This is a genomic window from Nocardia sp. NPDC127526 (assembly GCF_042672265.1).
In the GTDB taxonomy this organism is placed as follows: Bacteria; Actinomycetota; Actinomycetes; order Mycobacteriales; family Mycobacteriaceae; genus Nocardia.
In genome coordinates, this window is sequence record NZ_JBHXVO010000015.1 from 1 (window position 1) to 23,327 (window position 23,327).

Here is a 23,327-nt window from a genome sequence, read left to right on the forward strand (position 1 = left end):
GCTCATTGCCGGGCGCGCGCTGCTCGGCGTGGGCGGGGCCATGGTGATGCCGTCCACGCTCTCGCTCATCCGCAATATCTTCACCGACGACCGCGAGCGCACCCTGGCCATCGGCATCTGGGCCTCGGTCGCCGGCGCCGGCGCCGCGGTCGGCCCGCTGGTCGGCGGTGTGCTGGTGCAGCAGTTCGGATGGTCGGCCGCCTTCTGGCTGAACGTGCCCGTGGTGGTGGTGACCGTGGTGGCGGGGCTGTGGCTGCTGCCGGAATATCTGGCCCCGTCGCACGGCAGCCTCGACTGGTTCAGCGCGGTGCTGTCGGTGCTGGGCATCGTGGCGCTGGCCTGGGGCATCAAGCATGTGGCCAAGGGCGATCCGGCGCCGCTCGACCTGGTGATCCTGCTCGCGGCCATCCTGCTGCTCGGGCTGTTCGCCTACCGGCAGCTGCGCTCGGCCGATCCGCTGCTGGATGTGCGGCTGTTCCGCAATCGCGCCTTCACCGCCGCCGCGCTCGCCACCCTCATGGCCATGCTCGCCATCGGCGCGGCGCTGTTCCTGATCTCGTTGTGGCTGCAATACATTCACGGCTACACGCCGTCGGAGGCCGGGCTGCGCACCGTGCCCGCCGCCATCGCCACCCTGCTGGGTTCGCTGTCCACGCCGTGGCTGCTGCGGCGGGTGGGGGTGCGGCTGCTGATGGCCTTCGGATTGGGCGCGCTGGCACTGGGTTTCCTGGTGCTGGCCGCCATTCCGACCACCACCTATCCGCTGGTGGCGTTCATCCTGGTCTGCCTGGGCATCGGCGACGGCATCGCAATCACCACCGCCGCCGCGGTGCTGGTGGCCGCGGTGCCGCCGGAACGCGCCGGACAGGCGGGCGCGGTGGAGGAAACCAATTACGAACTCGGCATCGGCCTCGGGGTGGCGCTGCTGGGCAGCATCCACGGCCGGCTGTTCACCTCCCACATGACCGATCTGCCGCTGCAGGGCGAACAGCTCGACACCGCGCGCGGATCGGTCGGCGGCGCAGCGCATCTGGCGCACGAGCTGGGCGGCGACACCGGCGCGCAGATCCTCCGCATCGCCCAGCACGCCTACGATGCCGCGCTCACCACCACCTCGTGGATCTCGGCGGGGCTGGTCGCCGCGGTCACGGTGCTCACCGTCATCCTGGTGCCGCGCGGCTTCACCGCCACCTCCGCGCACTGAATCCGGTTATTCGGGTTCGATGCGAACCCGGCGATCCACCACCCGGTGCGCCACCTCCACCAGCGAAAGCCCGTGCGTGAAGGCGTATCCGCGCAGCCGGGCGTAGGCGTCGACGAGTTCGATGCCGAGCTGGGCGCTGGTCAGGCCCGCCGCCTGATGGATCCACCGGCTGGTCACCGGCTGCGCCCACTGCTTGGTCACATCGCCGGCGGCCAGCACCAGACTGGCCGTGACCAGATCGGCGACATGCAGGGCGGCCGAGGTGAATCCCGGACCGGGCCGCCCGATGGCCTCGCGATACAGATCCACCGCGCCGATGCGGATATCGCCCAGCCGCAACGGCACCGCCAGCAGCGAGCCGGATATCGGTGTGCCCGAGAGGGCTTCGGCGAAGCCCGGCCAATCCTCGCACTCCGCGGTCAGATCGGTGACCAGCACCGGAAGGCCCTCGTGCACCGCGGAGACCGCCGGGCCCTCGCCCGCGGTGGCCTGCGCGGTCTCCACCCGGCGCGCCGAATCGTCACTGGCACACCAGGGTTGTATGCCGGCGTCGTGCTCGTCGAGCAGGATGGCGGCGCGGCGTACCGGCAGTACCCGCACGCATGCCGCGCACACCGCCGGCAGCCCGCCGCCGGCGGCGTGCACCGCGTGCAGGAACTGCTCTGTCACTTGGTCGAACTGCGAAGAAGCCATCGAACGAACCGCCCCAACCATCGTCGCGCCGCGATGTGTTATTCGGTGCCCCGGGCCATTATCACGTCACAACCGCACAACGAACAGGGCCGAAAGTCACGCCGTCACGGGGGATTTCACCGGCCGGTGCGATACACCGAGGCGGTACAGTCCGCGCAGGTCGTAGGTGTGCGTGGCGATCGCGCCCAGCAGCAGGCCCAGGCCCAGGCCCAGCACCGTCATCCAGACGCCGGTGCCCAGTCCCGCCGCCAGATTCCCGTCGAAGAACAGCAGCGCGCGCACCGCGAGGTACATCTGGTGCATGGGTTCGAAGGTCGCCATATTCGCGATCCAGCGGGGCGTGGCCTCGATGGGGATGCTGCCCGAGGAGGACGGCAGGCCCAGCACCACGAACACGATCATGTTCACGATCAGGCCGATGGTGCCGAAGGCCGCCAGCACCGACAGGCCGGTCACCGAGACCGCCGCGATGGCGAGCGTGCCGTAGAGGAACAGCGGCAGCGGATGCTCGATCGACATGTCCAGCAGCGTCCCCACGCCGAGGAAGACGCCGGACACCAGCGGTGCGGTCACCACCGCCATCGCCCATTTCACCAGCAGCGTGCGCCACCGGCTGATCGGCGCCGGGGCCAGATGCCGATACCAGGGCCCGTATTCGGCGGGCACGTAGCCGAGCACATTGTCGACCATGGCGTGAATGATGAGCGCGCAGCTGAATCCGGAGAACAGCAGGACCAGGGTGTAGAAGAAGGCCGACAGGCCCTGGCCGGTACCCGCCGGCAGCGGGTGATAGGGGCTGACCGCGATGTCGATCGGCTGCGCCAGCTGCAACCGCGCCGCGCCGCTGAGCTGGGTGGATCCCAGCTTCGCCCGCACCTGCTCGGTGAGCTGCGTGCCGACGGTGGTGTCCACCTCGGCAAGGGCGCGATTGCTGATGCGCTGCATGATCGTCGAGGCATAGGTGCCGGCGCGCGGATTGGTGTGCACATTGATGACCGGCCGCTCCACCTCGCCCGGCACCACCGCGGACGCGCCCAGGATCGACAGGCGTTTGGAGAAATCGCTGGGAATCACGATGGCGCCGTAGATCTGACCGTTCTGCAGCTGCCGGTGCGCCTCGGACATGCCGAGCAGGCGCAGGTCGACCTTGTCGGCGGGCACCTGCGCGGCCATCGCCTCGGCGATCTGGTCGCCGATGTTCACCTGCTTGCCGTCGAGCACATCGCCGTCGTCCTGATTGACCAGCGCGACCGGGAAATCGTGCAGATTGCTGTCCGGATCGGCGGTGAAGCCCAGGTACATGGTGCCCATGAGCGCCGCCAGCACCGTGAGCACGAGGATCGGCGCGACCCACCCGCGCAGCGGCACCCGGCCACCGTGCGGATTGGCGACCGTCTCGACCTGCTCGGCGGCCGTCTCAGCCCGCTCGGCGGTGACCGTCTCGGCCTTGTCCGCGGCGACCGTCTCGGCCTTTTCGGTGGTCACCGTGTCGGCCACGGTTGCATCGTCCACTGCTGCACTGCCCTTCTCGCCTAGGGGTGCACCGTCTTTCGGTGCGGACACGCTCTCGTTCGTCATAGCCTTCGCCAATGTAGGCACCGACTACAAAGTAGTCAACGCCAACATTCAAAGTGTGTCCGATATCCTGCACTCACCATGTCCATCGCACGCCGCGCCGGTTCGCGCTCCTATCACCACGGCGATCTGCGGGCCGAACTACTGCGCAGCGCCGAGGCGACCCTGCGCCGCTCCGGGGTGGACGGGCTGTCGCTGCGGCAACTGGCCCGCGATACCGGCGTCTCGCACGCCGCGCCGAGCCGGCACTTCCGGGACAAGCAGGCGCTACTGGACGCGCTGGCGGTGTCCGGCTTCGAACGGCTCGCCGGGATCATTGAAAAGGCGGCCGCCACCGGCACATTCCTGGACCGGATGACCGGCATGGCGCGCGCCTACCTGCGGTTCGCCATCGACAATCCGGCCCTGGTGGGAGTGATGTTCGCGCGCAGGCACAGTCCGTCGCCCGCCATGGAAGCGGCCGTGAACCGGACCCTGGCCGCGCCGATCGGCATGATCGTCGACGGCCAGGAGCGCGGTGAGGTGGTCGCCGGAAATCCCCGCAATATCTGCCTGTCGGCCCTGGCCACCCTGCACGGCCTGGCGTCCTTCGCCGGATCCGGACTGCTGTCGGAGGCGGAGATCGAGAGCCGCTTCGAGGACGCCGTGACCTACATGCTGGACGGTTTGCGTCCCCGGCACTGAGCCGGCGGCGGATCCGACTACCGTTGAGAAGAAACCATCACCACCAGCGGCGGACAATGACGATTACTGGCAGGCAATGACAATTACCGGCAGACAATACGGCGGGCGCGCCGTCACCGAGCGGAAAGCCGAACGCCGCCAGCGCTTCCTGGACGCCGCCATCCGGATCTTCGGTGAACGCGGCTACGCCAACTGCGCCCTGGCCGATGTGTGCGCCGCCGCGGGGCTGTCCAAACGGCAGTTCTACGAGGAGTTCAGCACCCGCGAGGACGTGCTGGTCGCCGCCTACGACCGAATCCAGGACGAGGCCGGGGCCGCACTGGCGCAGGCCCTCACCGAGCTGCCGCCCGATCCCGATATCGCCGAGCAGGTGACCCGGGCCATGACCGCCTACCTGGGCTCGGTCGGCTCCGATCCGCACCGCGCCAAGGTCGCCTTCGTCGAGGTGGTCGGCGTCAGCGAGCGCATGGAGGAACACCGCCGGGCCCGGCGGCACATCTGGGTCGCCATCATCCAGGCCGCCCTGGGGCCGCTGGCCGGGCCGGGTGCGCGCACCCGGATGAATCCGGAGCTGGCGGGCAGCGCGCTCATCGGCGCCATCAACGGCCTCGCCCACGAGTGGCTGCTCTCGGATCCGCGGCCGCCGGTCAGCGATCTGGTGGAAGTGCTCGTCCCCATTGCGGTTTCGCTGATCGTGCGGGACTAGCGCGGCTGCTCCGGCACCAGCTGGCGCATGAAGTAGGTGTACTCCAGCGCCGCGGTGTGCGCCTCCTCGTCGATATTCGCGCCCGCACCGTGCCCGCCCTGGGTGGCCTCGTAGAAGAGGTAGGGGTTGCCCAGGCCGGATAGCTTGGCGGCGAACTTGCGCGCATGCTGCGGGCCGACGCGGTCGTCCTTGGTGGTGGTCCAGACGAACGCCTCCGGATACCGCACGCCGTCCTTCAATTGCGCGTACGGCGAAATGGATTCGAGGAATCCGCGCTCCTCGGGATGCTCCGCCGAACCGTACTCGCCCACCCAGGACGCCCCCGCGGCGATCTGCTCGTAACGCACCATGTCCAGCAGCGGCACCTGGATGTCCACGGCATTCCACAGCGCCGGTTGCTGGGTCATGGCCACGCCCACCAGCAGGCCGCCATTGGAGCCGCCTTGAATGCCGAGATGCCGCGGCGTGGTGATATTGCGGATGATGAGGTCACCGGCGACGGCCACGAAATCGTCGAAGGCGCGCTGCCGGTTGGTCTTCAGCGCCGCCTCGTGCCAGGCCGGGCCGTACTCGCCGCCGCCGCGGATATTGGCGATGACGTAGACGCCGCCGCGTTCCAGCCACAATCTGCCCAGCAGCCCGTCGTAGCTGGGCGTGACGGCGGCATTGAAACCGCCGTATCCGTAGAGGATGGTCGGATTGGTTCCGTCGTAGGGCATACCGGCGGCACGGACGACGAAATACGGCACCTGCGTGCCGTCCGGGGAGGCGGCCTTCAGCTGATCCACCACGAAACGGGACGAATCGAATTGCGCCGGCTCGGCTTTCACCATGTCCAGGCGGCCGTCGGCGGTATCGATGCGCCACAGCGCGGTCGGGGTGAGGAACGAGGTCACCGAGAGGTAGGCGCTAGTGCCGCGGCCGTCGGCGTCGACGGCGCTGACGGTCGCATTGTCCGGCAGCGGAATCGGCGCGGCGGACCAGCCGCCGCCGGGCTCGGGGGTGTAGACGGCGGCGCGCCCGCGCACGTCGTAGAGCGAGGTCACGATCAGCCGATCGCGGGTGGTGAGCACGCTCTGCAGGGTCTCCCGCGGACCGGGGGCGTACACGACGGTGGCCCGCAATCGATCCGGGGTCGAGATCATTTCGTCGGCGTCCAGCGAGACCAGTGATCCGGAGGCGAAGGTGGTGCCGTCGGTCGTCCAGTCCTGTCGCAGCGAGACCAGCACCCGATCGCCGAGGATGCCCTCGATATCGGCTTCGGGCGGCAGCGCCAGCCGCACCGTCCGGGCGCCCGTGACCAGATCGAACTCCGCCTCGTAGAAAGAAGGATGGCGGACAACGAGATTGAGCAGCCGCTTCTTGCCGCCGTCGAGCAGCACCGGTTCGGTGGCCAGGCCGTCGGCCGGATCGCCGCGCAGCACCTCGACCGCCTGCGCGAGCGATTTCCCGCGCTCCCAGCGTTTGACGACATAGGGGTACCCGGAGGCGGTCTTCTCCCCCGCCACCCATTCCCGCGAGACCAGCAGCGCGTCATCGTCGGTCCAGGAGACGAACTGCTTCCCCCGTTCCAGCTCGAACCCGCCGGCCACGAATTCCCGGGCGGCCCGGTCGAATTCGCGGACCGTGACCGCGTCCTCGCCGCCCTCGGACAGGAACACCAGGCACCGGGTGCGGGTGACCGGCGAGCAACTCGACCCCTTCCACACCCAATTGCGGTTCTCGGCGCGCGCGAGCGCGTCCAGATCCAGCAGCGTGCTCCAATTCGGCTGTGGCGTCTCGTAATCGGCGATGGTGGTCTCGCGCCAGATACCGCGTTCGTGCTCGGCGTCCCGCCAGAAGTTGCCGACCATCCCGCCCTGGAACACCGGTTCGGGCAGTCGATCGGGCGCCTTGCCGAGCTCGATGGCCTGGGCCAGATTCCCGGCATGCCGCGGGTCCTGTTCCAACACCCCGAGGGTCCGGGCGTTCTCCGCCGCCACCCAGGACCGCACCCGCGGACTGTCCCAGTCCTCCAACCACAGGTACGGATCCGTGGCGCCACTGGAACTGCCACAGGCCGCGATGAGCAAGAGCACCGCGGCCACCACCGCACCGCGCCGAGCCCTCTCGATGCGTACCCCACCCATGGCATTCCCCCTCGAATGTGCATGCGGCCGCGCCTCGAACGAGGCGACGTAAGCACCATAGCGCGGGCGTCCGACGAAATTGTCGGTGGAAACGGGCAAGATCGGGCCGGTATCAATCCCGGAGAGGCCGATATGACGAGCGAGGACGAGTGGCTGCCGCCCGCCGGGCCGCGGGCGAAGTCGCCGCGGCTGCCGCGCTGGCTGGTTACCGATCAGCTGCCGCGGATCCGGCGGCGGGACAGTGGCACGACGCTGCCCGATTCGGCCGCCGCCCGGGTGATCGCCGTATTGATGACCGCCGCGCCGGACGCCGATCATCCCGGTCTCACCGAAGTCGCCGCGGCGACCGACCCCGCGTCGCTGGCCGATTTCACCTGGGCGATCTTCGAAGCCTGGGGGGCGGGTGGATATCCCGCCAAGTGCGGTTGGGTGCTGGATTCCCTGGCGCGGACCGGCGATGACGAGACCGTGCGGCGGCTGGTGCCCTTCATTACCGCCTGGCCGGGCAAATCCGCGAGCGCACGGGCCGCGGCGGGATTGAACGTGCTGGCGGCGATCGGCGGCGATATCGCGCTCATGCATCTGCACTCCATTGCCGAGAGTTCTCGCTTCGAGGGATTGCGCACCAGGGCGCGGGAGAAGGTCGAGGAGATCGCCCGCGCGCTGAACCTGAGCGATGAGGAGCTGGCCGATCGGATCGTCCCGAGTTTCGGTCTCTCGGCGGCGGGCACCGCGACGGTGAACTATGGCCGGCGGCAATTCGATATCGGGCTGGATCACGAACTACGCCCCAGGGTCAGTACCGAGGGCACTCGGCTGCGCACGCTGCCCAAGCCGGCCGCGGCCGACGACCCGGAGCTGGCGCCCGCGGCCTATCGTTCCTTCCGCGACCTGGCGAAGGAGCTGAAAACCGTGACCGCCGAGCAGGTCCGGCGTTTCGAGTCGGCCATGCTGGACGGCCGCCGGTGGCGGGCGAGCGCGCATCGCACCCTGGTCGTCGAGCATCCGGTGCTGGGGCAGCTGGCGCGGCGGCTGGTCTGGGCGGTCTTCGACGCCGACGGCACGGCGACCGGATCGTTCCGGATCGACGCCGACGGCACCCTCGCCGACACCGCCGACGAACCGTTCGAGCTGCCCGAGGACGCGCTGGTCGGCGTGGCGCATCCGCTGCACCTCGGTGATGCGGTTACGCGGTGGCAGCAGGTGTTCTCCGATTACGAACTGCTGCAACCGTTCGAACAGCTGGACCGCGGGGTGTACCGGTTCACCCCCGCCGAGGCGGCCGCGGACGAGCTGGCGCGCTTCGCGGATCGGACCGTGCCCACCCGCAGGCTCTACGGGCTGCGGCAGCGCGGCTGGGAGCTGTCCTACGGAGATATCAGCCGGCCGTTCGGGGTCCTGACGCGCGTGCGCATCACGCTGGACCCCGGCCTGCGGGGCGGCTACCACTACGAGGCGGAGGAGCAGCACATCGTCTCCGTGCGGATCAACAGCAGCCGCTTCGGCGTCCTGGACGCCCTCGCCGCCTCCGAGCTGCTCCGTCAGCTGGAGCGGCTGGCGGCGTGACGACCGGCGCGGCGGCCGAAGAACGAGCCCGCGCCGAGCTGGGTGCCGCTGGCGTAACCCTTGCCGTCCTGGGCGAGGGTGGCCGCCGTCGCGCCCGCCGCGTACAGGCCGGGGATGGGTGAGCCGTTGTCGCGCAGCACTTCTCCGTCGACGGAGGTGCGCAGACCGCCCAGCGTGAAGCCTGCGTAGAGCGCCTTGCCGAGCGTCAGGTCGAACGCCCCCCAGGGCCCCTGGTCCTGGGGTTCCAGCCATTCCGCGCTCTTGTGGAAGTCCGGATCCTCGCCGCGGGCGGCATCGGCGTTGTAGCCGTCGAGGGTGGATCGCAGTGCCGCGCTCGGAATTCCGAGCGCGGCGGCCATCTCCTCGACGGTCTCCCAGCCGTCGATGAAGGGGGCGAGCGGGATGGCCGGGCTTTCCATGTGCGCCGAGTCGACGATCAAATAGGCCGCCGCACCGGGCTGTTCGAGGACGAAGGCCGAGGTGCGCGCGTGATAGGAGTCCTCGGCGACGAATCGGCGGCCGTCGCGATTCACGATGATCCCCGTCAGCAGGCCCGACGGCGGGTAGACCGGCGCGGTCACGAAGGCCTGCTCCATATTCCGCGTCGCGGCGCCGGCCGAGAGGCCGAGCCGGATACCGAGCCCGTCGTCATTGGTGGTGCCGAGCACGAACGGCTTCTCCGCCAGCCACGGCACGTGCGCGGCGACCATCTCCGCGTTCATGACGAACCCGCCGGCCGCCAGCACCACCGATTTCGCCCGCACCGCACCGGTTTTCCCGGGCATGCGCCAGGCGACACCCGCCACTTGCCCGGAAGCATCGGCGACGAGGTTGGTCACCCCGGTCTCGTAGCGCACCTCGACGCCGAGCGCCGCCGCCCGTTTCACCAGCAGTTCGATCACCAGCGCCGCGCCCCGGGTGTCCCCGGGCACCGGCACCTTGTGCCCGCGCGGGGCCGGAATCGCGGATTCCCGGTAGGGCCAGACCTTTTCGTTGCCGGTGTACATCAGCCCCTGGGTACCGGGCTGGATGACCGCCTTCTCCGGGTAGTAGCTGCGCTCGAATTCGAAGCCGAGCCCCTCCAGCCAGCCGAAATGTTCCACGCTGCCATCGCAGTAGGCGCGGATCTTGTCGTGCTCCGGTTCCCGCGCCACCGCGACGAGATACCGGTACATCTCCTCGGCCGAATCCTCGTGCCCGGTCGCCCGTTGCACCGCGGTTCCGCCGCCGAGATAGAAGTGCCCGCCCGCGAGGGCCGTGGTGCCGCCCGCCACCGCGGCCTTCTCCAGCACCAGGACGCGGGCGCCCCGTGCGGCCGCCTCCACGGCCGCGCAGCCGCCGGCAATGCCGAAACCCGCGACCACCACATCGAATTCGCCGTCCCACGCGGTCACCGACTCGGCCGCGACGAGTGCCGGAATCTGGTCGCTCATCGTGCGCCCTTCTTGATCTGGTCAAAGAACATCCGCATATTCGGGCCGATCTCGGCGAGTTCGAGGAACGGCACGCCCGCGGCCGCGCCGTCGAGGTAGGCGAACCGCATCTGCCCGCCCATATCTCCCTGCTGCACGATCTCGATCCCCTGCGCCGCAGCGTCTTTCAGCGCCGCGTCGAAATCCGCGGGCTCCAGGCAGAGGTGATGCAGCCCGGGGCCGCTGCGCTCCAGGAACTCGGTATAGATCGAGGTCCCCCGCACCGGCTGAATCAGTTCGAGCTGCGTATCACCTTGGTAGGCCAGCGAGATGTGCGCCGTGAAATCCGCCGGTTGGCCTCTGTAGGTGCAGGTTTCGGGCCCGAAGTGCACCTCCGGCATCCGGGTCCACGCACCCGCGCCCATGGTCGCGCCCAGATACGTCTCGGCCGAGCCCACATCGGCCACCACCCAGGCGATCTGGGTGACGGGTCCACCGGCCACGCTCATCGCAACTCCACTCGACGACCGAAGGGGCGCGGACCGTTTCCGGCCCGCGCCCTCCCCTCTGCTCGGAGTTAATCACATCCGCTTAATCGGTGGCGGGGTTCTGCTGCCGCAACTTCTTGACGGTCCGGATATTGACGGCCATCAAGATGCCCATAGTCGCCACCATCAGCACGCTGGACAGCCAGGCCATGGTGGAAACCGGCAGCCGATAGGCCAGCACGATGCGCAGCACGGCCTCACCCAGGAGCCCGGCGCCCCACATGACGGACAGCCGGATGTGGGTGCGGGACACCGACGCGACGGTGCGGTAGGCCTCCTCCATGGCCGGCAGGTGCGCCGGATCGGTGGTGGCCAGGAACTTGCGCGCCGCGGCGTAGGTCAGCGGCCGGGAAATCACGGCGCTGACGAGGAAGGCGAGGCCGACCGCGGCCGTGCCGAAGGAGTCGCGAATGATGAGCGTCCGCGCATCGCCGCTGATCATGGATCCGATCAGGCCGATGACGAAGCCGCCCAGCACGATTGCCGCGAGCGGGTCGATGCGGCGGGCGCGGATGGCCTCGACGAGAACGATCAGCGCCGAGCAGACCGCACCCAGCAGCAGCGCCACGAAGTCGGAGTAGCCCAGTGCCTGCAACAGGAAGTAGGCGGCGACCGGGACGGCGAGATCGCGGACGATCGGGGCCAGCAGCCGTAGCAGCGGCGGACGAACGGGCGGCGGAGTGGCGGATCCGGCAACGGTATTCGCGGCGGTGACTGTGTCGTTCATTTCCGGGCTCCTGCAATTCGACTGTGCGCTACGGAAAATGACGCTACGGATGTCCCGACCTCGCCGGATCTGCCAACCATCACCTCTCGGGCATGACAGTTGTCATGCTCAGGCGGCGCGTTCGACGGCGGTATCGGTGGTCGCCATCTCGAAAACCTGCTCGGCCAGCTCATCCGGATCCACGCGCACGATCCGCCCGGCGTCCACGCTGTCGAAGTGCCCGGAATCCAGCAGTGCGGCCGCCGCGCTGCCGTCGATCAAGCGGCCGATCTGGAGGCTGCCGACCCGCACGCCCCGCGACCGCACCTGCGCGTCGACGGCGTGCAGGTAGTTCACCAGTCCGGCCTGCGGGACGCTGACGCTGGCCAGATCCGGCATCGGATGCCGGATGGAGGCGCCGTGCCCGAAAACGACCGCGCCGTGGCCGCGTTCGGCCATGGCGGGGATGAGTTCGTGCAGCAGCTGGACGGGCGTCAGCAGGTGTAGCGGCAGCCAGGTGCGCAGGGTCTCTGCATCCAGGACCAGCACGTTCACAGGCAGCCGGCTGACATCGCCGGGGCTGTAGACGACGACATCGGGGGTGCCGTGCCGGGCGTCGAGTTCGCGCAGGGCGGCAGCGACCTGATCGGTCTCGGCGAGGTCGGCGGTGAGCACGTCGGCCACCACGCCGCCCGAGGTCAGACCGGTGCGGAGGTCGTCCAGCGTGGCGGCATTGCGCCCGATGAGGGTGACCGAATACCCGGCCTCGCCGAAGCGGCGGGCGGCGGAGAGACCGAGGGCGGGACCGGCTCCGAAGACGGCGAGATGCGGCATGACATGTCCTTTCGGGACTAACTCGAGAACCCACTCAACTTGAGTGCTCTCTCAACTTAGCGCGAAATCGAGGGGGCTCTCAAGTTGTTAGGATCGACGCATGGCCGCACACACCGAGACCGCCCCGCGCCCGCGCCGCCGCGACGCACGGGACAACCGGGACCGGGTGCTGACCGCGGCCCGGGAACGTTTCCGCGCCGAAGGGCTGGAGGCCTCGCTGGCCGGTATCGCCCGCGCGGCCGGAGTCAGCATCGGAACGCTCTACAACCACTTCCCGACCCGGGACGCGCTCATCGACGCGGCCCTGCACGATGTGGTGGCCGAGTCCGTCGCGCGGGCGGAAGCCGCACTGCGCGAACCGGATCCGTGGACCGGGCTGGTCACGCATCTGCTGTGGCTGGCCGAATCGCAAGCCGGGGACCGGGGTTTCACCGATATCTGCGTGCGGTCCCTGCCGGCCGACTCCCCCATCGAGCAGACGAAGGCGCGCGGCCACGAGCTGTTCCATCGGCTGGTGCGCCGCGCACAGGACAGTGGTGCGCTGCGGGCCGATGTGGACGTCACCGATATCGGGCTGCTGCTGTGGTCGGGAGTGCGTGCCACCGAAGGGATCCGGGTCGCGGCGCCCGACGCCTGGCGGCGGCATCTGGGGATCCTCCTCGATGGACTGCGCAGCGGCGCGGCCCATCCCCTGCCCGGCGTCCCGCTCGATCCGGACCAGGTGCGCGCAGCGATGGCACTGTCGCAGTAGCAGCGATGGCACTGTCCCCGTAGCGATTACGCCGCGGCCTCTTCCAGGGTGTTGCCCTTGGTCTCCGGCGCGCCCCACACACAGATCCCGAAGCCGACCGCGGTCAGCGCGGCGGCATACAGGAAAGTCGGCCCCATGCCGAGATTGTCCAGCGACCACGGCAGCAGGTAGGTGCCCAGGGCCGCGCCGACGCGGCTGATGGAGGTGGCGAAACCGACGGCGGTGGCGCGAATGTGGGTGGGGAACAACTCGTTCGGGTAGGTCCAGTCCAGCACATTGGGCCCGCCGCAGAAGAACGCGTACAGGCACAGCATGACGAAGGCCAGCATGGCGGGCATGGCCGGCCAGATGCCGATGAACAGCACCGGAATGATCATCAGGCCGAAGCACCAGATGATGGTGGGGCGGCGGCCGACGGTGTCGATCAAGCGCATGGCGGGCAGACAGCCGATGAGGAAGACCATGCTGATGATGGCGGTGCCGAGGGTGTCCATCCAGGTGCCCTCGGGCATGCCGAAGGAGGCCAGGATCTGCGGGCCGAAGGTCAGCATGGCGAACAGCACCGCCACCTGGCACAGGAAGAAGCCGCTGCAGAAGATGGTGCGCTTGCGGTACTTCGGACGGAACAGCTCGCGCAGCGAACCGTGTTGCGCCGGATGCGATTCCTCGCCGGATTCGATGAGCGAGGCCGGGGTCACCTTCACGTGCAGGAACTTCTCCACCAGGTGCGCGGCCTTCTCGGCCTTGCCGTGCTGGGCCAGCCAGCGCGGCGATTCCGGGGCGGTGGACTGGCGGACGATGAGGAAGAACGCGCACAGCACCGCGCCGCTGGCCAGCTGCCAGCGCCAGCTGCCATTGCCCCCGAAGGTGAGGAACAGATAGCCGACCACATAGGCGAGCACCGATCCGGCGTACCAGGCCACGATCTGGAAACCGAGCAGCTTGCCGCGCTGCTTGAGCGGCAGCCACTCCCCCAGCAACGAGGTGGCGATCGGATAGTCGGCGGCCACGGCCATGCCGAGCACGAAGCGCAGGATCACAATGATCCAGACCGATTCGGCCCAGAACGACAGGATCGAGCACACCGCCATGACCACCAGATCGGCGGTGTACATGACCTCGCGGCCGATCTTGTCGGTGAGCACCCCGAACAGCGCGCCGCCGACGAACATTCCGACCAGCGCCGCGGCGCCGATCCACTGGGTATCGGCGGTGGTCAGATTCAGCTCGGCGGTCATGCCGATGAGCGCGGTGCCGACAATGCTGAGGATGTAGCCGTCCAGCAGCGGCCCGCCGGAACAGGCGAGGGCGAGCCGTTTGTGGAAGCCGGTGAAGGGTGCCTCGTCGATGACGGTGGTGCTCATATCGCCCTCCTCGGCCGACCCCTCGACCATTCGGAACATTCAGAGCTAGTAATCGGCAAACCGCGAACCTACCCGGATCGCCGCCCCCGGCCCGCCACTGACACGCAGTGCGGCGGCATTCGATGACGAGACGACATCCGGGCAGATACCGCGAACGGCCGCATTGGCATACGATCGGTCGTATGGTTAGCGCAGCCGCCGAGCGGTTCCCGGACGGCGAATCCGATGCGGCCGATCCGGAGGACATCGCCGACCGTCGCCTGCGCCGCGGGGCGCGCTCCCGCAAGGCCGTCACCCGCCACGCCGTCGACATCGCCTCCGCCGAGGGCCTCTACGGCCTGAGCTTCGGCCGGCTCGCCGACGATCTGGGCATCAGCAAGGCGGGCATCCAAACCCTGTTCCGCACCAAGGAACAACTGCAACTGGCCACCGTCGACGAGGCGCTCACGGTCTTCGTCGACGCCGTCATCCGCCCGGCCGCCCCGGAGCCCGCGGGCGCGGCGCGCCTGCGCGCCGTGGTGGAGCGCTGGCTCGCCTACGCCTCCGAACCGCTGCTGCCCGGCGGCTGCTTCTGGTCGGCCAACCTCGCCGAATTCGACAGCCGCCCGGGCGCGGTCCGCGATGCCCTGGCGCAGCAGCATCGGAATTGGCTCGCGGTCCTGGCCGCCGAATTGCGCACCGCGGTTGCGAGCGGCGAGATCGCCCCGCTGGACCCGGATCTCGCCGCCTTCCAGCTGGCCGCCGTCCTGACCGCCACCAATATCGCACTGCGCCTGGACGATCCGGACGCGGTCGGCAGGGCTCGCCGGGCCCTCGACACCCTGCTCGCTCCCCCGCGGTAGGGGCTACACCACCTCGCAGACCCGGTAGGCGATTCCGCCCTCCACCGGATATCCGGTGCCGACGCAGACGATGTCGTTGAGCCAAAGGTAGTCCCGCGCACCGGTTTCGAACAGGGGCGCGGTCCGGAAGTAGTAGCGCGCCGGGTCGACGAGGTGCCGGGTGGCCGGATCGCCGATCTCCGCCCGCACCTCCTCCGGCATGACCCACCGCCCGCCGTAGGTCATCTGCACCAGGGCCCCGTCCTCGGTCCGCAGCGTGAGCCGCACATCGAGGGTCATGCTGCCGTCGGGCCGGAATGTCGCCCAATCCCCGCCGCCGGGCACCACCTCTCCGCGCAGCTTGGGACCTGCGAACGAGCCGCCGCCGGCGCGGAAGAGCACCCGCCCGCCGCCGGTGGCCAAGGGCGGCTCCAGATCCACGACCACATCGAACAGCTGCCTGGTCTCGATGGCCGCGACAGCGCGCACTCGGGTATCCATGATCATTTGCCTCCGAACAGCATTCGCCGAACCGCGTCGGTGGAGATCCCCGATTGGTCGCACAGTTCGGACAGATCGAAAAAGAACCGCTCACTCGCGATCAGGTCGTCCGCGAAGGTGAACTGGATGAAGACCGGCAGCTCGGCGGTCCGGCCATTGGGCGTCACTCCGAATCCATTGCCCGTCATGGTCATTCGCGCGGCGCCCCAGCACACCAGCGTCTCGCCGTCGGTCGCGTGCCCGGCCAGGTCGACCCGGTAGTCGGGAAACACCGCGAAGAACCAGCGCAGCGCCGCCTCGTTCGCCGCGAGCCCGCGCACGACGGATCCGAAAGCCGGTGTCTCCAAGACCATCTCGGGATGAAAGAGCCGCGCGGCCGCCGCCGCGTCCTGCTTGCTCTTCACCTCTGCGAGCCGCTGTGCGAGCCCGAACATTCGCCCGTCATCCATGGCCCAACTATACGGTCGGCCGTATGTTTTGTCGATGGTCGAAGTGATCGGGCAAATCCGGCGCCACAATCTCGATACAGTGAAGCGGTGCAACTCGATCCACCGGTCACCCAGCGACTACGGCCGGGTCCCAGCGCATTGAGCCGTGAGGAAGTGCTCGCCTCGCAACGGGGGCGGCTGGCGCTGGCCGCCTTGCAGACGGTGGCCGCGGCCGGATATCAGCCGACCACCATCGCGGACATCACCAAGCGGGCGCAGGTGTCGAAACGCACGTTCTACGAACTGTTCCGGAGCAAGGAGGAGTGCTTCCTCGCCGGGCTGGAGGGCGGCGTCGCGGTCGCCCAGCATCATCTCGACGAGGCGCTGGAGCCGGCCGACCGGCTCGATTGGCGGCGGCTGGTGCGGCGGTCGCTGACCGTCTATCTCGAATTGCTCGCGGCCGAGCCCGATGTGGCGCGCGCACTGCATCTCGAGGCGGTCGCCGCCGGCGGGGAGATCGCGCATTTCCGGGCGCGGATGAACGGGGTGTTCGTCGACCGCATGCGCGGGGCGCATCGGGTGGGCGTCGAACAGGGCGAGCTCAGCGGTGAACCCGCCGAGGGGATGCTGGCGTTCCTCATCGGCGGGATCGACGATCGAATTCGCCAGCAGCTCATTGCCTCCGGGCCCGAGGACCTGCCCGCGCTGGGGCCGGACATTTGCGCCGCGGCCATTGCGATCCTGCGGATGTCCGGGGTGGATTAACCGGCGAGGGCCGCGGCGGTCTCGGCGCGGCGGTGCCGGGCGGCGGCGAGCCGGCGGCCGATGACGCCCTGCCGCGGCGCGAACAGGTAGACGAGGGTGAAGACCACGCCCTGCACCACGACGACCATGCCGCCGGGCGCCGTATCGAGGTGATAGCTGATGTAGAGGCCCGTCACCGCGCACGCCACGGAGACGACGGGGGCGATCACCAGCATGCGGCCGAAACGGTCGGTGAGCAGGTACGCGGTCGAGCCCGGAATGATGAGCATGGCGACCACGAGCACCACGCCGACCGCCTGCAGGGCGACCACGGCGGTCAGCGCCAGCAGCCCGAGCAGGGCGGTGCCGAGCAGCCGCGGATTGAGCCCGATGGCGTGCGCGTGCGTCTGATCGAAGGCGTACAGGGTGAAGTCGCGGCGCTTCAGCACGAGCACCGCGAGAGTGACCGCGGCCAGGATCACGATCTGCACGAGTTCCCCGCGGCTCACGCCGAGCAGATTGCCGAAAACAATGTGGTTGAGGTCGGTTTGGCTGGGCGTCACCGAGACCAGCACCAGGCCGAAGGCGAACAGCGTGGTGAAGACGATGCCGATGGCGGCATCCTCCTTGATGCGGCTGGTGTCGCGGACGATGCCGATCAGCGCGACCGCCAGGAACCCGAAGACGATGGCGCCCACCGCGAATGGCACACCCAGAATGTAGGCCAGCACCACGCCCGGCAGCACCGCGTGCGAGACCGCGTCGCCCATGAGCGACCAGCCGATGAGCACCAGCCAGCAGGACAGCACCGCGCAGACGACGGCCGCGGTCACGGTGGTGGCCAGCGCCCGCACCATGAACTCGTAACGCAGTGGATCGATGAAGATTTCGGTGACGCTCATCTGACTGTCTCGTACTCGCTGTCCAACTCGGCCGGGCTCAGACCCGGTTCAGCACATCCAGGCCGAAGGCCCGGGCCAGGTTCTCGGGTAGCAGCACCTCGTCCGGATCGCCGTGGGCGAGAACGGTTTGCATGAGCAGCACCGCCTCATCGGCCAGTCCGGGCAGGGCGTGCAGATCGTGCGTCGACACCAGAATCGTCGCGCCGTCGGCGGCCAGCTCGCGCAGCAGCATGGTGATCGTGGCCTCCGAACGCTTGTCGACGCCGGCGAACGGCTCGTCGAGCAGCAGGACGGTGGCGCCCTGCGCCAGGCCGCGGGCCACGAAGGCGCGCTTCTTCTGACCGCCGGACAGCTGCCCGATCTGCCGGTCCGCCAGTTCGGTCAGCTCCACGCGTTCGAGTGCGTGCTCCACCGCGTCCCGATCGGCCTTGCGCGGGCGGCGAGTCCAGCCCATGTGGCCGTAGCGGCCGGTCATCACCACATCGCGCACCGAGAGCGGGAAGGTCCAGTCCACGTCCTCGGCCTGCGGTACATAGCCCAGAATGCCCGCCCGGCGCGCGGATTTCGGTGTGCCGCCATTGATCCGGACGGTGCCGCGACCGGGTTCGACCAGGCCCATGATCGTCTTGAACAGGGTCGACTTGCCCGAGCCGTTCATGCCGATCAAACCGCAGACGCGGCCGGAATCCAGTGACATGTCGACGTTTTCGAGCGCGAGGACGTCGCCGTAGCGGACGCTCACGCCGCTGACCTCGATGGCCGGTGCGCTCATGACCGCTGTCCCGTCAAAGCCGCGCCGATGGTCTTGGCGTCGTGGCGAATGAGATCCAGGTACGTCGGCACCGGCCCGTCGGCCTCGGAGAGCGAATCCACGTACAGCACACCGCCGTACGCCGCGCCGGAGGCTTCGACCACGCGCTGCATAGGCGCATCCGAGACGGTGGATTCGCAGAACACCGCGGGCACCTGGTTCCGCTTGACGAAGTCGATGGCGGAGGCGATCTGCTGCGGCGTGGCCTGCTGTTCGGCATTCACCGCCCAGATGTACTTCTCGGTCAGGCCGGCATCGCGAGCCAGGTACGAGAACGCGCCCTCGCAGGTCACCAGCGCCCGCTGATTGGCCGGCAGCGCGCTGAGCTTGTTCACCAGCTCGGTCTGCACCGCGCCCAGTTCGGCCTTGTACTTCTCGCCATTGGCCTTGAAGTCGGCGGCGTGTTCGGGGGCGAGCTCACCGAAGGCGCGCACCATATTGTCCACGTAGATCTGCACGTTCAGCGGCGACATCCACGCGTGCGGATTGGGTTTGCCCTGATAGGCGTCCTCGCCGATATTGATCGGCGCGACGCCCTCGCTGACCACGACGTGATCCACCTTCACATCGGACAGGAACTGGGCGAACCACGCCTCCAGGTTCAGCCCGTTGTCCAGGATCAGATCGGCCTTCGACGCCTTCTTGATATCGCCCGGCGTCGGCTCGTAGCCGTGAATCTCCGCGCCCGCCTTGGTAATCGACTCGACGGTCAGATGATCGCCCGCCACGTTCCGGGCGATATCGGCCAGCACGGTGAACGTGGTCAATACCGTCGGCTTCCCGTCGCCGCCGCTCCCGGCACTGCCGCACGCGGTCGCGGCGAAGGCCAGCATGCCCACCACCATTGCCCCGATCGAGCGACGCACAAAACGAACGGGCAAACGGTGGAGCCAAACCTTCATCAACCAAGATTAATGTTCGGTGTCCCGAACTTTCAAGTTCGATGTCGGAAACCCCACATCGGGCCGATCCTTTCCGATCCCGTTCGCTCCCGCTGTCGAACTCCGGGCTTCCCGTACGTCGGAACGAGTAGGAGTAGTCGTAGCCCCTGTTGAAAGGACACCGAGATGAAACCGACCAGCGTGACAGTGGGCGTGCCGGTCACCGACCTGGCCGCGGCCCGCCAGTGGTACGAGCGCGTCTTCGAACTGCCCGCCCCCGACCTCGAACCGGTCCCCGGCGTGGCCGAATACGTGGTGTGCGGTGCCTGGCTCCAGCTCATGGAGGTCGAGCGGGGCGGCGGGCCGTGGGTGTTCCGGCTGGAAGTGCCGGATGTCGCCGCCGAGCACGAGCGATTGACCGCCCTCGGCCTCACCCTCGGTGAGATCGTCGAGGTCGAGGGCTTGATCGACTTCTTCGAATTCGCCGATCCGGACGGCAATCAGCTCAGCCTCTACACCGACAAAACCAAGCCCTGAGCGGGCCGTCAGTACACGGCGAAGGTCGTGACGCTCGGGCTGTGCGGCAGATCGGTCTGCAGCGTGAAGGTCACCTGGCCGGGCCCGGTGACAATGCGGAGGTTGCCCAATTGCGGGCCGCCCCACCAGAACGGGAAGCCATTGCCGCTGCCGAGGAAGACCGAGTCCGAGCCGGAGGCGCCGGTGTCGTTGTTGTGCCAGTCGACGATGGCGGTGACCGAGCACCACGGCGCGGGGACGCCGAGGACCTTCAGCCAGCCCTTCAGCTGCAGGATGACGGTGCCGGGGACGTCGCCGTCGGGGTAGACATTGCCCTCGGCCCAGACGTCACCGGAGCAGCCGAGGCCGTGCGCTCCGGTGGTGGTCAGCGGCAGGCTGACGGGGATGTAGTTCGAGGCGGCGGCGGGTGTGCTCGCGCCGATGAGCGCTGCGATCGCGACGGTGGTGATGGCGGATATCTTGCCGAGCTGCCGGTAGGACATGCGAACCCCTTGCGTCGGTTAATGATCTTCCCGCTTCATCGTCACCGACGGCGCGAACGCTACCGATCACCGCCGCGCGCTGCGATTCCCGTGCAGTTCGATCGCCACCAGCAGATCGATGAGATCGCTGATGCCGCGCGGGTTCCGGCCGGTCATCTCCTGGATCCGGCCGAGCCGGTATTTCGCGGTGTTGTGATGGATGCACAGGGCGTCGGCGGCCTCGCGCAGGTTCATATCGGCCGCGGCGAAGGCGCGAATGGTGGCGGCCAGGACGCCGCCGCGCGAGCCGTCCTCGGACAACAGGGCGGCGATGCGCGGATCGACGAGGTGGCGGGCGGTGTCGTCGGCGCGCAGCATGAGATAGCGGAAGGGCGTGAGATGCGGCAGCGACATGACGCCGCCGTCCTCGGGCAGCAGATCCAGCGCGGACCGCGATTCCTGGTGTGCCCGTGGCAGATCGGCTATGCGGTGCACCACCGGGCTGACGCCGATCGCGAGCCGGATTCCGGCCGCCAGCAGTTTCTCCCGGGTGGCGCGCAACCTCTCGCACAGGTCATCGGTGCTGCCGTGGCGGCCGAGCGCGGGAATCGCGACCACCTCGGAATGATGCGATCCGGCCAGGGTGCGCAGGCCGTTCACGCCGATCCGCGCCAGTGCTGCCGAGGTGAGATGCATTGCGTCGGTATCTGTTCCGTGCATATCGAGCACCGCGGCCGTGACCACCACCATCGGCGCGTCCGGTTCGACGCCGAGGCCGAACCCGTGCGCCAGCGACAGCTGCGGGCCGCGATCGGGCAGCGTGCCGCCGAGCAGGGCGTCCAGCAATTCGCGGCTGCCCGTACCGTTTTCGGACTGGTACTGCTGGAATTCCAGGTAGGCATTGGCGGCCTGGGTGCTGATCAGATCGCAATACCTGTTGAGCGGCACCACCATCGACAGCGCCGCCTCGCGATCGTCCTCGGAGTCGCCGGCGTAGTTCATCAATGACTTCCACAGCGCCTGCTGCCCCAGCCGGAAGGCATTGATGTAGTCCATGAGCGTGAGCCCCGCCCGTGCGCGCCGCGCCGCCGCCCGCCGGATGTGGGCGAAGTCGCCGGCGGTGACCTTGCGGTCCTCCAGCAGCGCCCCGAGCCCGGCCCGGCACAGCTGGGCGAGCTGATCGTGCACATCGGCGTAGAAGGACTCGTCGCGTGCGGCATAGGCGGGAATCTGACCCATGATGGCCGAGACGCCGATATCGGCCATGTCGTTCACCTGGTCGAAGAGCCGGCTCACGATGCGGGTGCGCGCCGCCAGGACGCTCTCGGAGTGATTCGCGATCGCGGCCGATTGTGATCCGGCATACATGGGACGGGATTAATCCACGTCGGCCCCGGCGTGTCAACGCGAGCGCGCCCGCCGACCATGTCCACGGGAGACAAATGCCGCCCGCCAAGTTGGTCCTTCGCGTCCAATGTGCGGGCTGACCTGCGACTTTACGCTGAGCGAGTTCTATCCCTCCGGTCGGAGCCGCGGCTCGCGGACCGTACCGATCTCAGCTCGCCGGTTGCGGCGGGCCGGAGGACGCATGCTCGAAATCTCCCAATTGACGCTCCGCTTCGGCGGGATCACCGCGCTGCAGGATGTCGGCTTCGGTGTGGCGGCCGGCGCCATGGTCGGGCTCATCGGGCCCAACGGCGCGGGCAAGACCACGCTGTTCAACTGCCTGACGCGGCGCTATACGCCCGATGCCGGGACGCTCGCCTACGAGGGCGCGTCACTGCTGGCACAGCCGCCGTATGCCCTCGCCGGTCTCGGGATCGCCCGGACCTTCCAGAATCTCGGGCTCTTCCAACGCTTGTCGGTACGCGACAACGTGCTGGTCGGGGCGCATCATCGGGCGCGGGGCGGATTCCTGTCCACGGGTCTGCGGCTGCCCGGAGTGCGCCGCGCGGAAGCGGGGTTGCGGGCGGAGGCCGACGAGCTGCTGCGGCGGCTCGATCTGGCCGATGTGGCCGATCGCCCGGCCGCCGGGCTGCCCTTCGGCACGCTCAAGCGCATCGAATTGGCGCGGGCGCTGGCGGTGCGGCCCCGGCTGCTGCTGCTCGACGAACCGGTCAACGGCCTCAGCCACGGCGAGGTCGACGAGTTCGCGGATCGGCTGCGGGCGCTGCGCTCGGACTTCGATCTGACCGTGATCGTGGTCGAACACCACATGGGTTTCGTCATGAACACCTGTGATCGCGTGATCTGCCTGGAGTTCGGGCGGGTGATCGCCGATGGCGAACCCGAAGCGGTACAACGCGATCCGGCCGTGGTGGCGGCCTATCTGGGGAGCGCCGCATGAGCGAGCCGCAATTCCTGACCATCGACGATCTGCATGCCGGTTACGGCGGCGCGCGGGTGCTGCACGGCGTGGACTTCGGGGTGCGCCGGGGTGAGGTGTGCGCCATTCTGGGGCCCAATGGGGCGGGCAAGACCACGCTGCTGTGGGCACTGTGCGGAATGGTGAAGGCGCGCGGCGAGATTCGCCTCGATGGCACCGAGATCACCGGTCGCGCACCCGAATCCGTGGCGCGGCTGGGCGTCGCCCACGTGCCTGAGGGCCGGGGCACCTTCACCGCCTTGACCGTCGAGGAGAACCTGCGCGTCGGAGCCTACACCCAGCGCGATCGCACCCGCGTCGAGGCCGATCTGGCTCGGGTCTTCGACTTCTTCCCCATCCTGCGGGACAAGTTGCGCGAACCCGCGGGCGGGCTGTCCGGCGGGCAGCAGCAGATGCTGGCCATCGGCCGCGCGCTCATGCTGCGGCCCCGGCTGCTGCTGCTCGACGAACCGTCGCTGGGACTCTCGCCCCTGGTCACCCAGGAGCTCTTCCAGATCGTGCACACCATCAATGCCGAGGAGCGCACCACCGTGATAGTCGTCGAACAGAATGCGCACCTGGCGCTGGAAGTCGCCCATCACGCCCATGTGATCGAGAGCGGCCGGATCGTCTTGTCCGGCACCGCGGCTCAGATCCGCGCGGACGAGCAGGTGGCGCGGTCCTACCTCGGATATCGGGTGTGA

General features: G+C 68.7%; 25 protein-coding genes. 10 read left to right on the forward strand and 15 right to left on the reverse strand.

The genetic code is table 11. The annotated features are described in order from the left end of the window. Positions 1-1,204, forward strand: a 1,204-nt coding sequence (locus ACFVIV_RS22875; protein ID WP_379199424.1) for an MFS transporter, incomplete at its 5' end; no start/stop codon positions are given. Positions 1,205-1,210: 6 nt separating this feature from the next. Here ACFVIV_RS22875 and ACFVIV_RS22880 read toward each other — a convergent pair. Together ACFVIV_RS22880 and ACFVIV_RS22885 are read right to left on the reverse strand one after the other, a co-directional pair. Further along, on the reverse strand, positions 1,211-1,897 hold the full coding sequence (locus tag ACFVIV_RS22880) for a GAF and ANTAR domain-containing protein (RefSeq protein WP_379199426.1): 687 nt from the start codon (positions 1,895-1,897) through the stop codon (positions 1,211-1,213). A gap of 96 nt (positions 1,898-1,993) precedes the next feature. After that, entirely contained in the window at positions 1,994-3,394 is a 1,401-nt protein-coding gene (locus ACFVIV_RS22885) for an ABC transporter permease (protein ID WP_379199428.1), read from the reverse strand. 159 nt (positions 3,395-3,553) lie between these two features. On the opposite strand from ACFVIV_RS22885, the gene ACFVIV_RS22890 reads away from it, so the two are divergent. Then, positions 3,554-4,156, forward strand: coding sequence for a TetR/AcrR family transcriptional regulator (locus ACFVIV_RS22890; protein WP_379199430.1), 603 nt, complete (start codon positions 3,554-3,556; stop codon positions 4,154-4,156). 76 nt (positions 4,157-4,232) lie between these two features. Further along, the gene (locus ACFVIV_RS22895) at positions 4,233-4,862 is read left to right on the forward strand and encodes a TetR/AcrR family transcriptional regulator (RefSeq protein ID WP_379199432.1); all 630 of its coding nucleotides are present in this window, start codon (positions 4,233-4,235) and stop codon (positions 4,860-4,862) included. Here ACFVIV_RS22895 and ACFVIV_RS22900 read toward each other — a convergent pair. Further along, entirely contained in the window at positions 4,859-6,991 is a 2,133-nt protein-coding gene (locus ACFVIV_RS22900) for a prolyl oligopeptidase family protein (protein WP_379199434.1), read from the reverse strand. The two genes, ACFVIV_RS22895 and ACFVIV_RS22900, sit on opposite strands and share 4 nt — an antisense overlap. Before the next feature lie 132 nt (positions 6,992-7,123). Here ACFVIV_RS22900 and ACFVIV_RS22905 point away from each other — a divergent pair, with 132 nt between their 5' ends. Further along, entirely contained in the window at positions 7,124-8,557 is a 1,434-nt protein-coding gene (locus tag ACFVIV_RS22905) for a DUF4132 domain-containing protein (protein WP_379199436.1), read from the forward strand. Here ACFVIV_RS22905 and ACFVIV_RS22910 read toward each other — a convergent pair. From ACFVIV_RS22910 to ACFVIV_RS22925, 4 genes are all read right to left on the reverse strand, one after another. After that, positions 8,533-9,990, reverse strand: coding sequence for an FAD-binding protein (locus ACFVIV_RS22910; protein ID WP_379199438.1), 1,458 nt, complete (start codon positions 9,988-9,990; stop codon positions 8,533-8,535). The two genes, ACFVIV_RS22905 and ACFVIV_RS22910, sit on opposite strands and share 25 nt — an antisense overlap. Next, positions 9,987-10,478, reverse strand: a complete 492-nt coding sequence (locus tag ACFVIV_RS22915) for a VOC family protein (RefSeq protein ID WP_379199440.1) — start codon at positions 10,476-10,478, stop codon at positions 9,987-9,989. The genes ACFVIV_RS22910 and ACFVIV_RS22915 overlap by 4 nt, the downstream gene beginning before the upstream one ends. A gap of 82 nt (positions 10,479-10,560) precedes the next feature. After that, positions 10,561-11,244 carry a VC0807 family protein gene (locus ACFVIV_RS22920; protein ID WP_379199442.1) on the reverse strand — a complete coding sequence of 228 codons (684 nt, stop codon included), beginning with the start codon at positions 11,242-11,244 and terminating at the stop codon, positions 10,561-10,563. 108 nt (positions 11,245-11,352) lie between these two features. Then, on the reverse strand, positions 11,353-12,057 hold the full coding sequence (locus ACFVIV_RS22925; RefSeq protein ID WP_379199444.1) for an SDR family NAD(P)-dependent oxidoreductase: 705 nt from the start codon (positions 12,055-12,057) through the stop codon (positions 11,353-11,355). A 100-nt stretch (positions 12,058-12,157) separates the two neighbouring features. Between ACFVIV_RS22925 and ACFVIV_RS22930 the strand changes: the two genes are divergently transcribed. Then, positions 12,158-12,808 carry a TetR/AcrR family transcriptional regulator gene (locus ACFVIV_RS22930; RefSeq protein ID WP_379199446.1) on the forward strand — a complete coding sequence of 217 codons (651 nt, stop codon included), beginning with the start codon at positions 12,158-12,160 and terminating at the stop codon, positions 12,806-12,808. A gap of 26 nt (positions 12,809-12,834) precedes the next feature. On the opposite strand, the gene ACFVIV_RS22935 is transcribed toward ACFVIV_RS22930, so the two are convergent. Beyond that, the gene (locus ACFVIV_RS22935) at positions 12,835-14,172 is read right to left on the reverse strand and encodes an MFS transporter (protein WP_379199448.1); all 1,338 of its coding nucleotides are present in this window, start codon (positions 14,170-14,172) and stop codon (positions 12,835-12,837) included. Positions 14,173-14,354: 182 nt separating this feature from the next. Here ACFVIV_RS22935 and ACFVIV_RS22940 point away from each other — a divergent pair, with 182 nt between their 5' ends. After that, positions 14,355-15,014, forward strand: coding sequence for a TetR/AcrR family transcriptional regulator (locus ACFVIV_RS22940; RefSeq protein WP_379199449.1), 660 nt, complete (start codon positions 14,355-14,357; stop codon positions 15,012-15,014). A gap of 3 nt (positions 15,015-15,017) precedes the next feature. Here the strand turns inward: ACFVIV_RS22940 and ACFVIV_RS22945 are convergent, their stop codons facing one another. After that, positions 15,018-15,482: a DUF3237 domain-containing protein gene (locus tag ACFVIV_RS22945; protein WP_379199451.1), complete on the reverse strand. Its 465-nt coding sequence runs from the start codon at positions 15,480-15,482 to the stop codon at positions 15,018-15,020. 14 nt (positions 15,483-15,496) lie between these two features. After that, positions 15,497-15,943, reverse strand: a complete 447-nt coding sequence (locus ACFVIV_RS22950) for an ester cyclase (protein ID WP_379199453.1) — start codon at positions 15,941-15,943, stop codon at positions 15,497-15,499. A gap of 87 nt (positions 15,944-16,030) precedes the next feature. Between ACFVIV_RS22950 and ACFVIV_RS22955 the strand changes: the two genes are divergently transcribed. Beyond that, on the forward strand, positions 16,031-16,687 hold the full coding sequence (locus ACFVIV_RS22955; RefSeq protein ID WP_379199455.1) for a TetR/AcrR family transcriptional regulator: 657 nt from the start codon (positions 16,031-16,033) through the stop codon (positions 16,685-16,687). On the opposite strand, the gene ACFVIV_RS22960 is transcribed toward ACFVIV_RS22955, so the two are convergent. Genes ACFVIV_RS22960 through ACFVIV_RS22970 form a run of 3 tightly spaced genes read right to left on the reverse strand, consistent with a single transcriptional unit; the run spans position 16,684 to position 19,224 of the window. After that, on the reverse strand, positions 16,684-17,568 hold the full coding sequence (locus tag ACFVIV_RS22960; RefSeq protein WP_379199457.1) for a metal ABC transporter permease: 885 nt from the start codon (positions 17,566-17,568) through the stop codon (positions 16,684-16,686). The two genes, ACFVIV_RS22955 and ACFVIV_RS22960, sit on opposite strands and share 4 nt — an antisense overlap. A gap of 37 nt (positions 17,569-17,605) precedes the next feature. Continuing rightward, a complete protein-coding gene (locus tag ACFVIV_RS22965) occupies positions 17,606-18,340 on the reverse strand; it encodes a metal ABC transporter ATP-binding protein (RefSeq protein ID WP_379199459.1) in 735 nt (244 codons plus the stop codon). Continuing rightward, entirely contained in the window at positions 18,337-19,224 is an 888-nt protein-coding gene (locus ACFVIV_RS22970; RefSeq protein WP_379199461.1) for a metal ABC transporter substrate-binding protein, read from the reverse strand. The genes ACFVIV_RS22965 and ACFVIV_RS22970 overlap by 4 nt, the downstream gene beginning before the upstream one ends. Positions 19,225-19,446: 222 nt before the next feature. Here ACFVIV_RS22970 and ACFVIV_RS22975 point away from each other — a divergent pair, with 222 nt between their 5' ends. Continuing rightward, entirely contained in the window at positions 19,447-19,797 is a 351-nt protein-coding gene (locus ACFVIV_RS22975) for a VOC family protein (RefSeq protein ID WP_379199463.1), read from the forward strand. A gap of 8 nt (positions 19,798-19,805) precedes the next feature. Here ACFVIV_RS22975 and ACFVIV_RS22980 read toward each other — a convergent pair whose 3' ends face one another. Both ACFVIV_RS22980 and ACFVIV_RS22985 read right to left on the reverse strand, forming a co-directional pair. Next, positions 19,806-20,279 carry a hypothetical protein gene (locus ACFVIV_RS22980; RefSeq protein WP_379199465.1) on the reverse strand — a complete coding sequence of 158 codons (474 nt, stop codon included), beginning with the start codon at positions 20,277-20,279 and terminating at the stop codon, positions 19,806-19,808. Positions 20,280-20,345: 66 nt separating this feature from the next. Continuing rightward, positions 20,346-21,626 carry a PucR family transcriptional regulator gene (locus tag ACFVIV_RS22985; RefSeq protein ID WP_379199467.1) on the reverse strand — a complete coding sequence of 427 codons (1,281 nt, stop codon included), beginning with the start codon at positions 21,624-21,626 and terminating at the stop codon, positions 20,346-20,348. A 220-nt stretch (positions 21,627-21,846) separates the two neighbouring features. Here ACFVIV_RS22985 and ACFVIV_RS22990 point away from each other — a divergent pair, with 220 nt between their 5' ends. Both ACFVIV_RS22990 and ACFVIV_RS22995 read left to right on the forward strand, forming a co-directional pair. After that, a complete protein-coding gene (locus ACFVIV_RS22990) occupies positions 21,847-22,605 on the forward strand; it encodes an ABC transporter ATP-binding protein (protein ID WP_379199469.1) in 759 nt (252 codons plus the stop codon). After that, the gene (locus tag ACFVIV_RS22995) at positions 22,602-23,327 is read left to right on the forward strand and encodes an ABC transporter ATP-binding protein (protein ID WP_379199471.1); all 726 of its coding nucleotides are present in this window, start codon (positions 22,602-22,604) and stop codon (positions 23,325-23,327) included. Before ACFVIV_RS22990 ends, ACFVIV_RS22995 begins: the two co-directional genes overlap by 4 nt.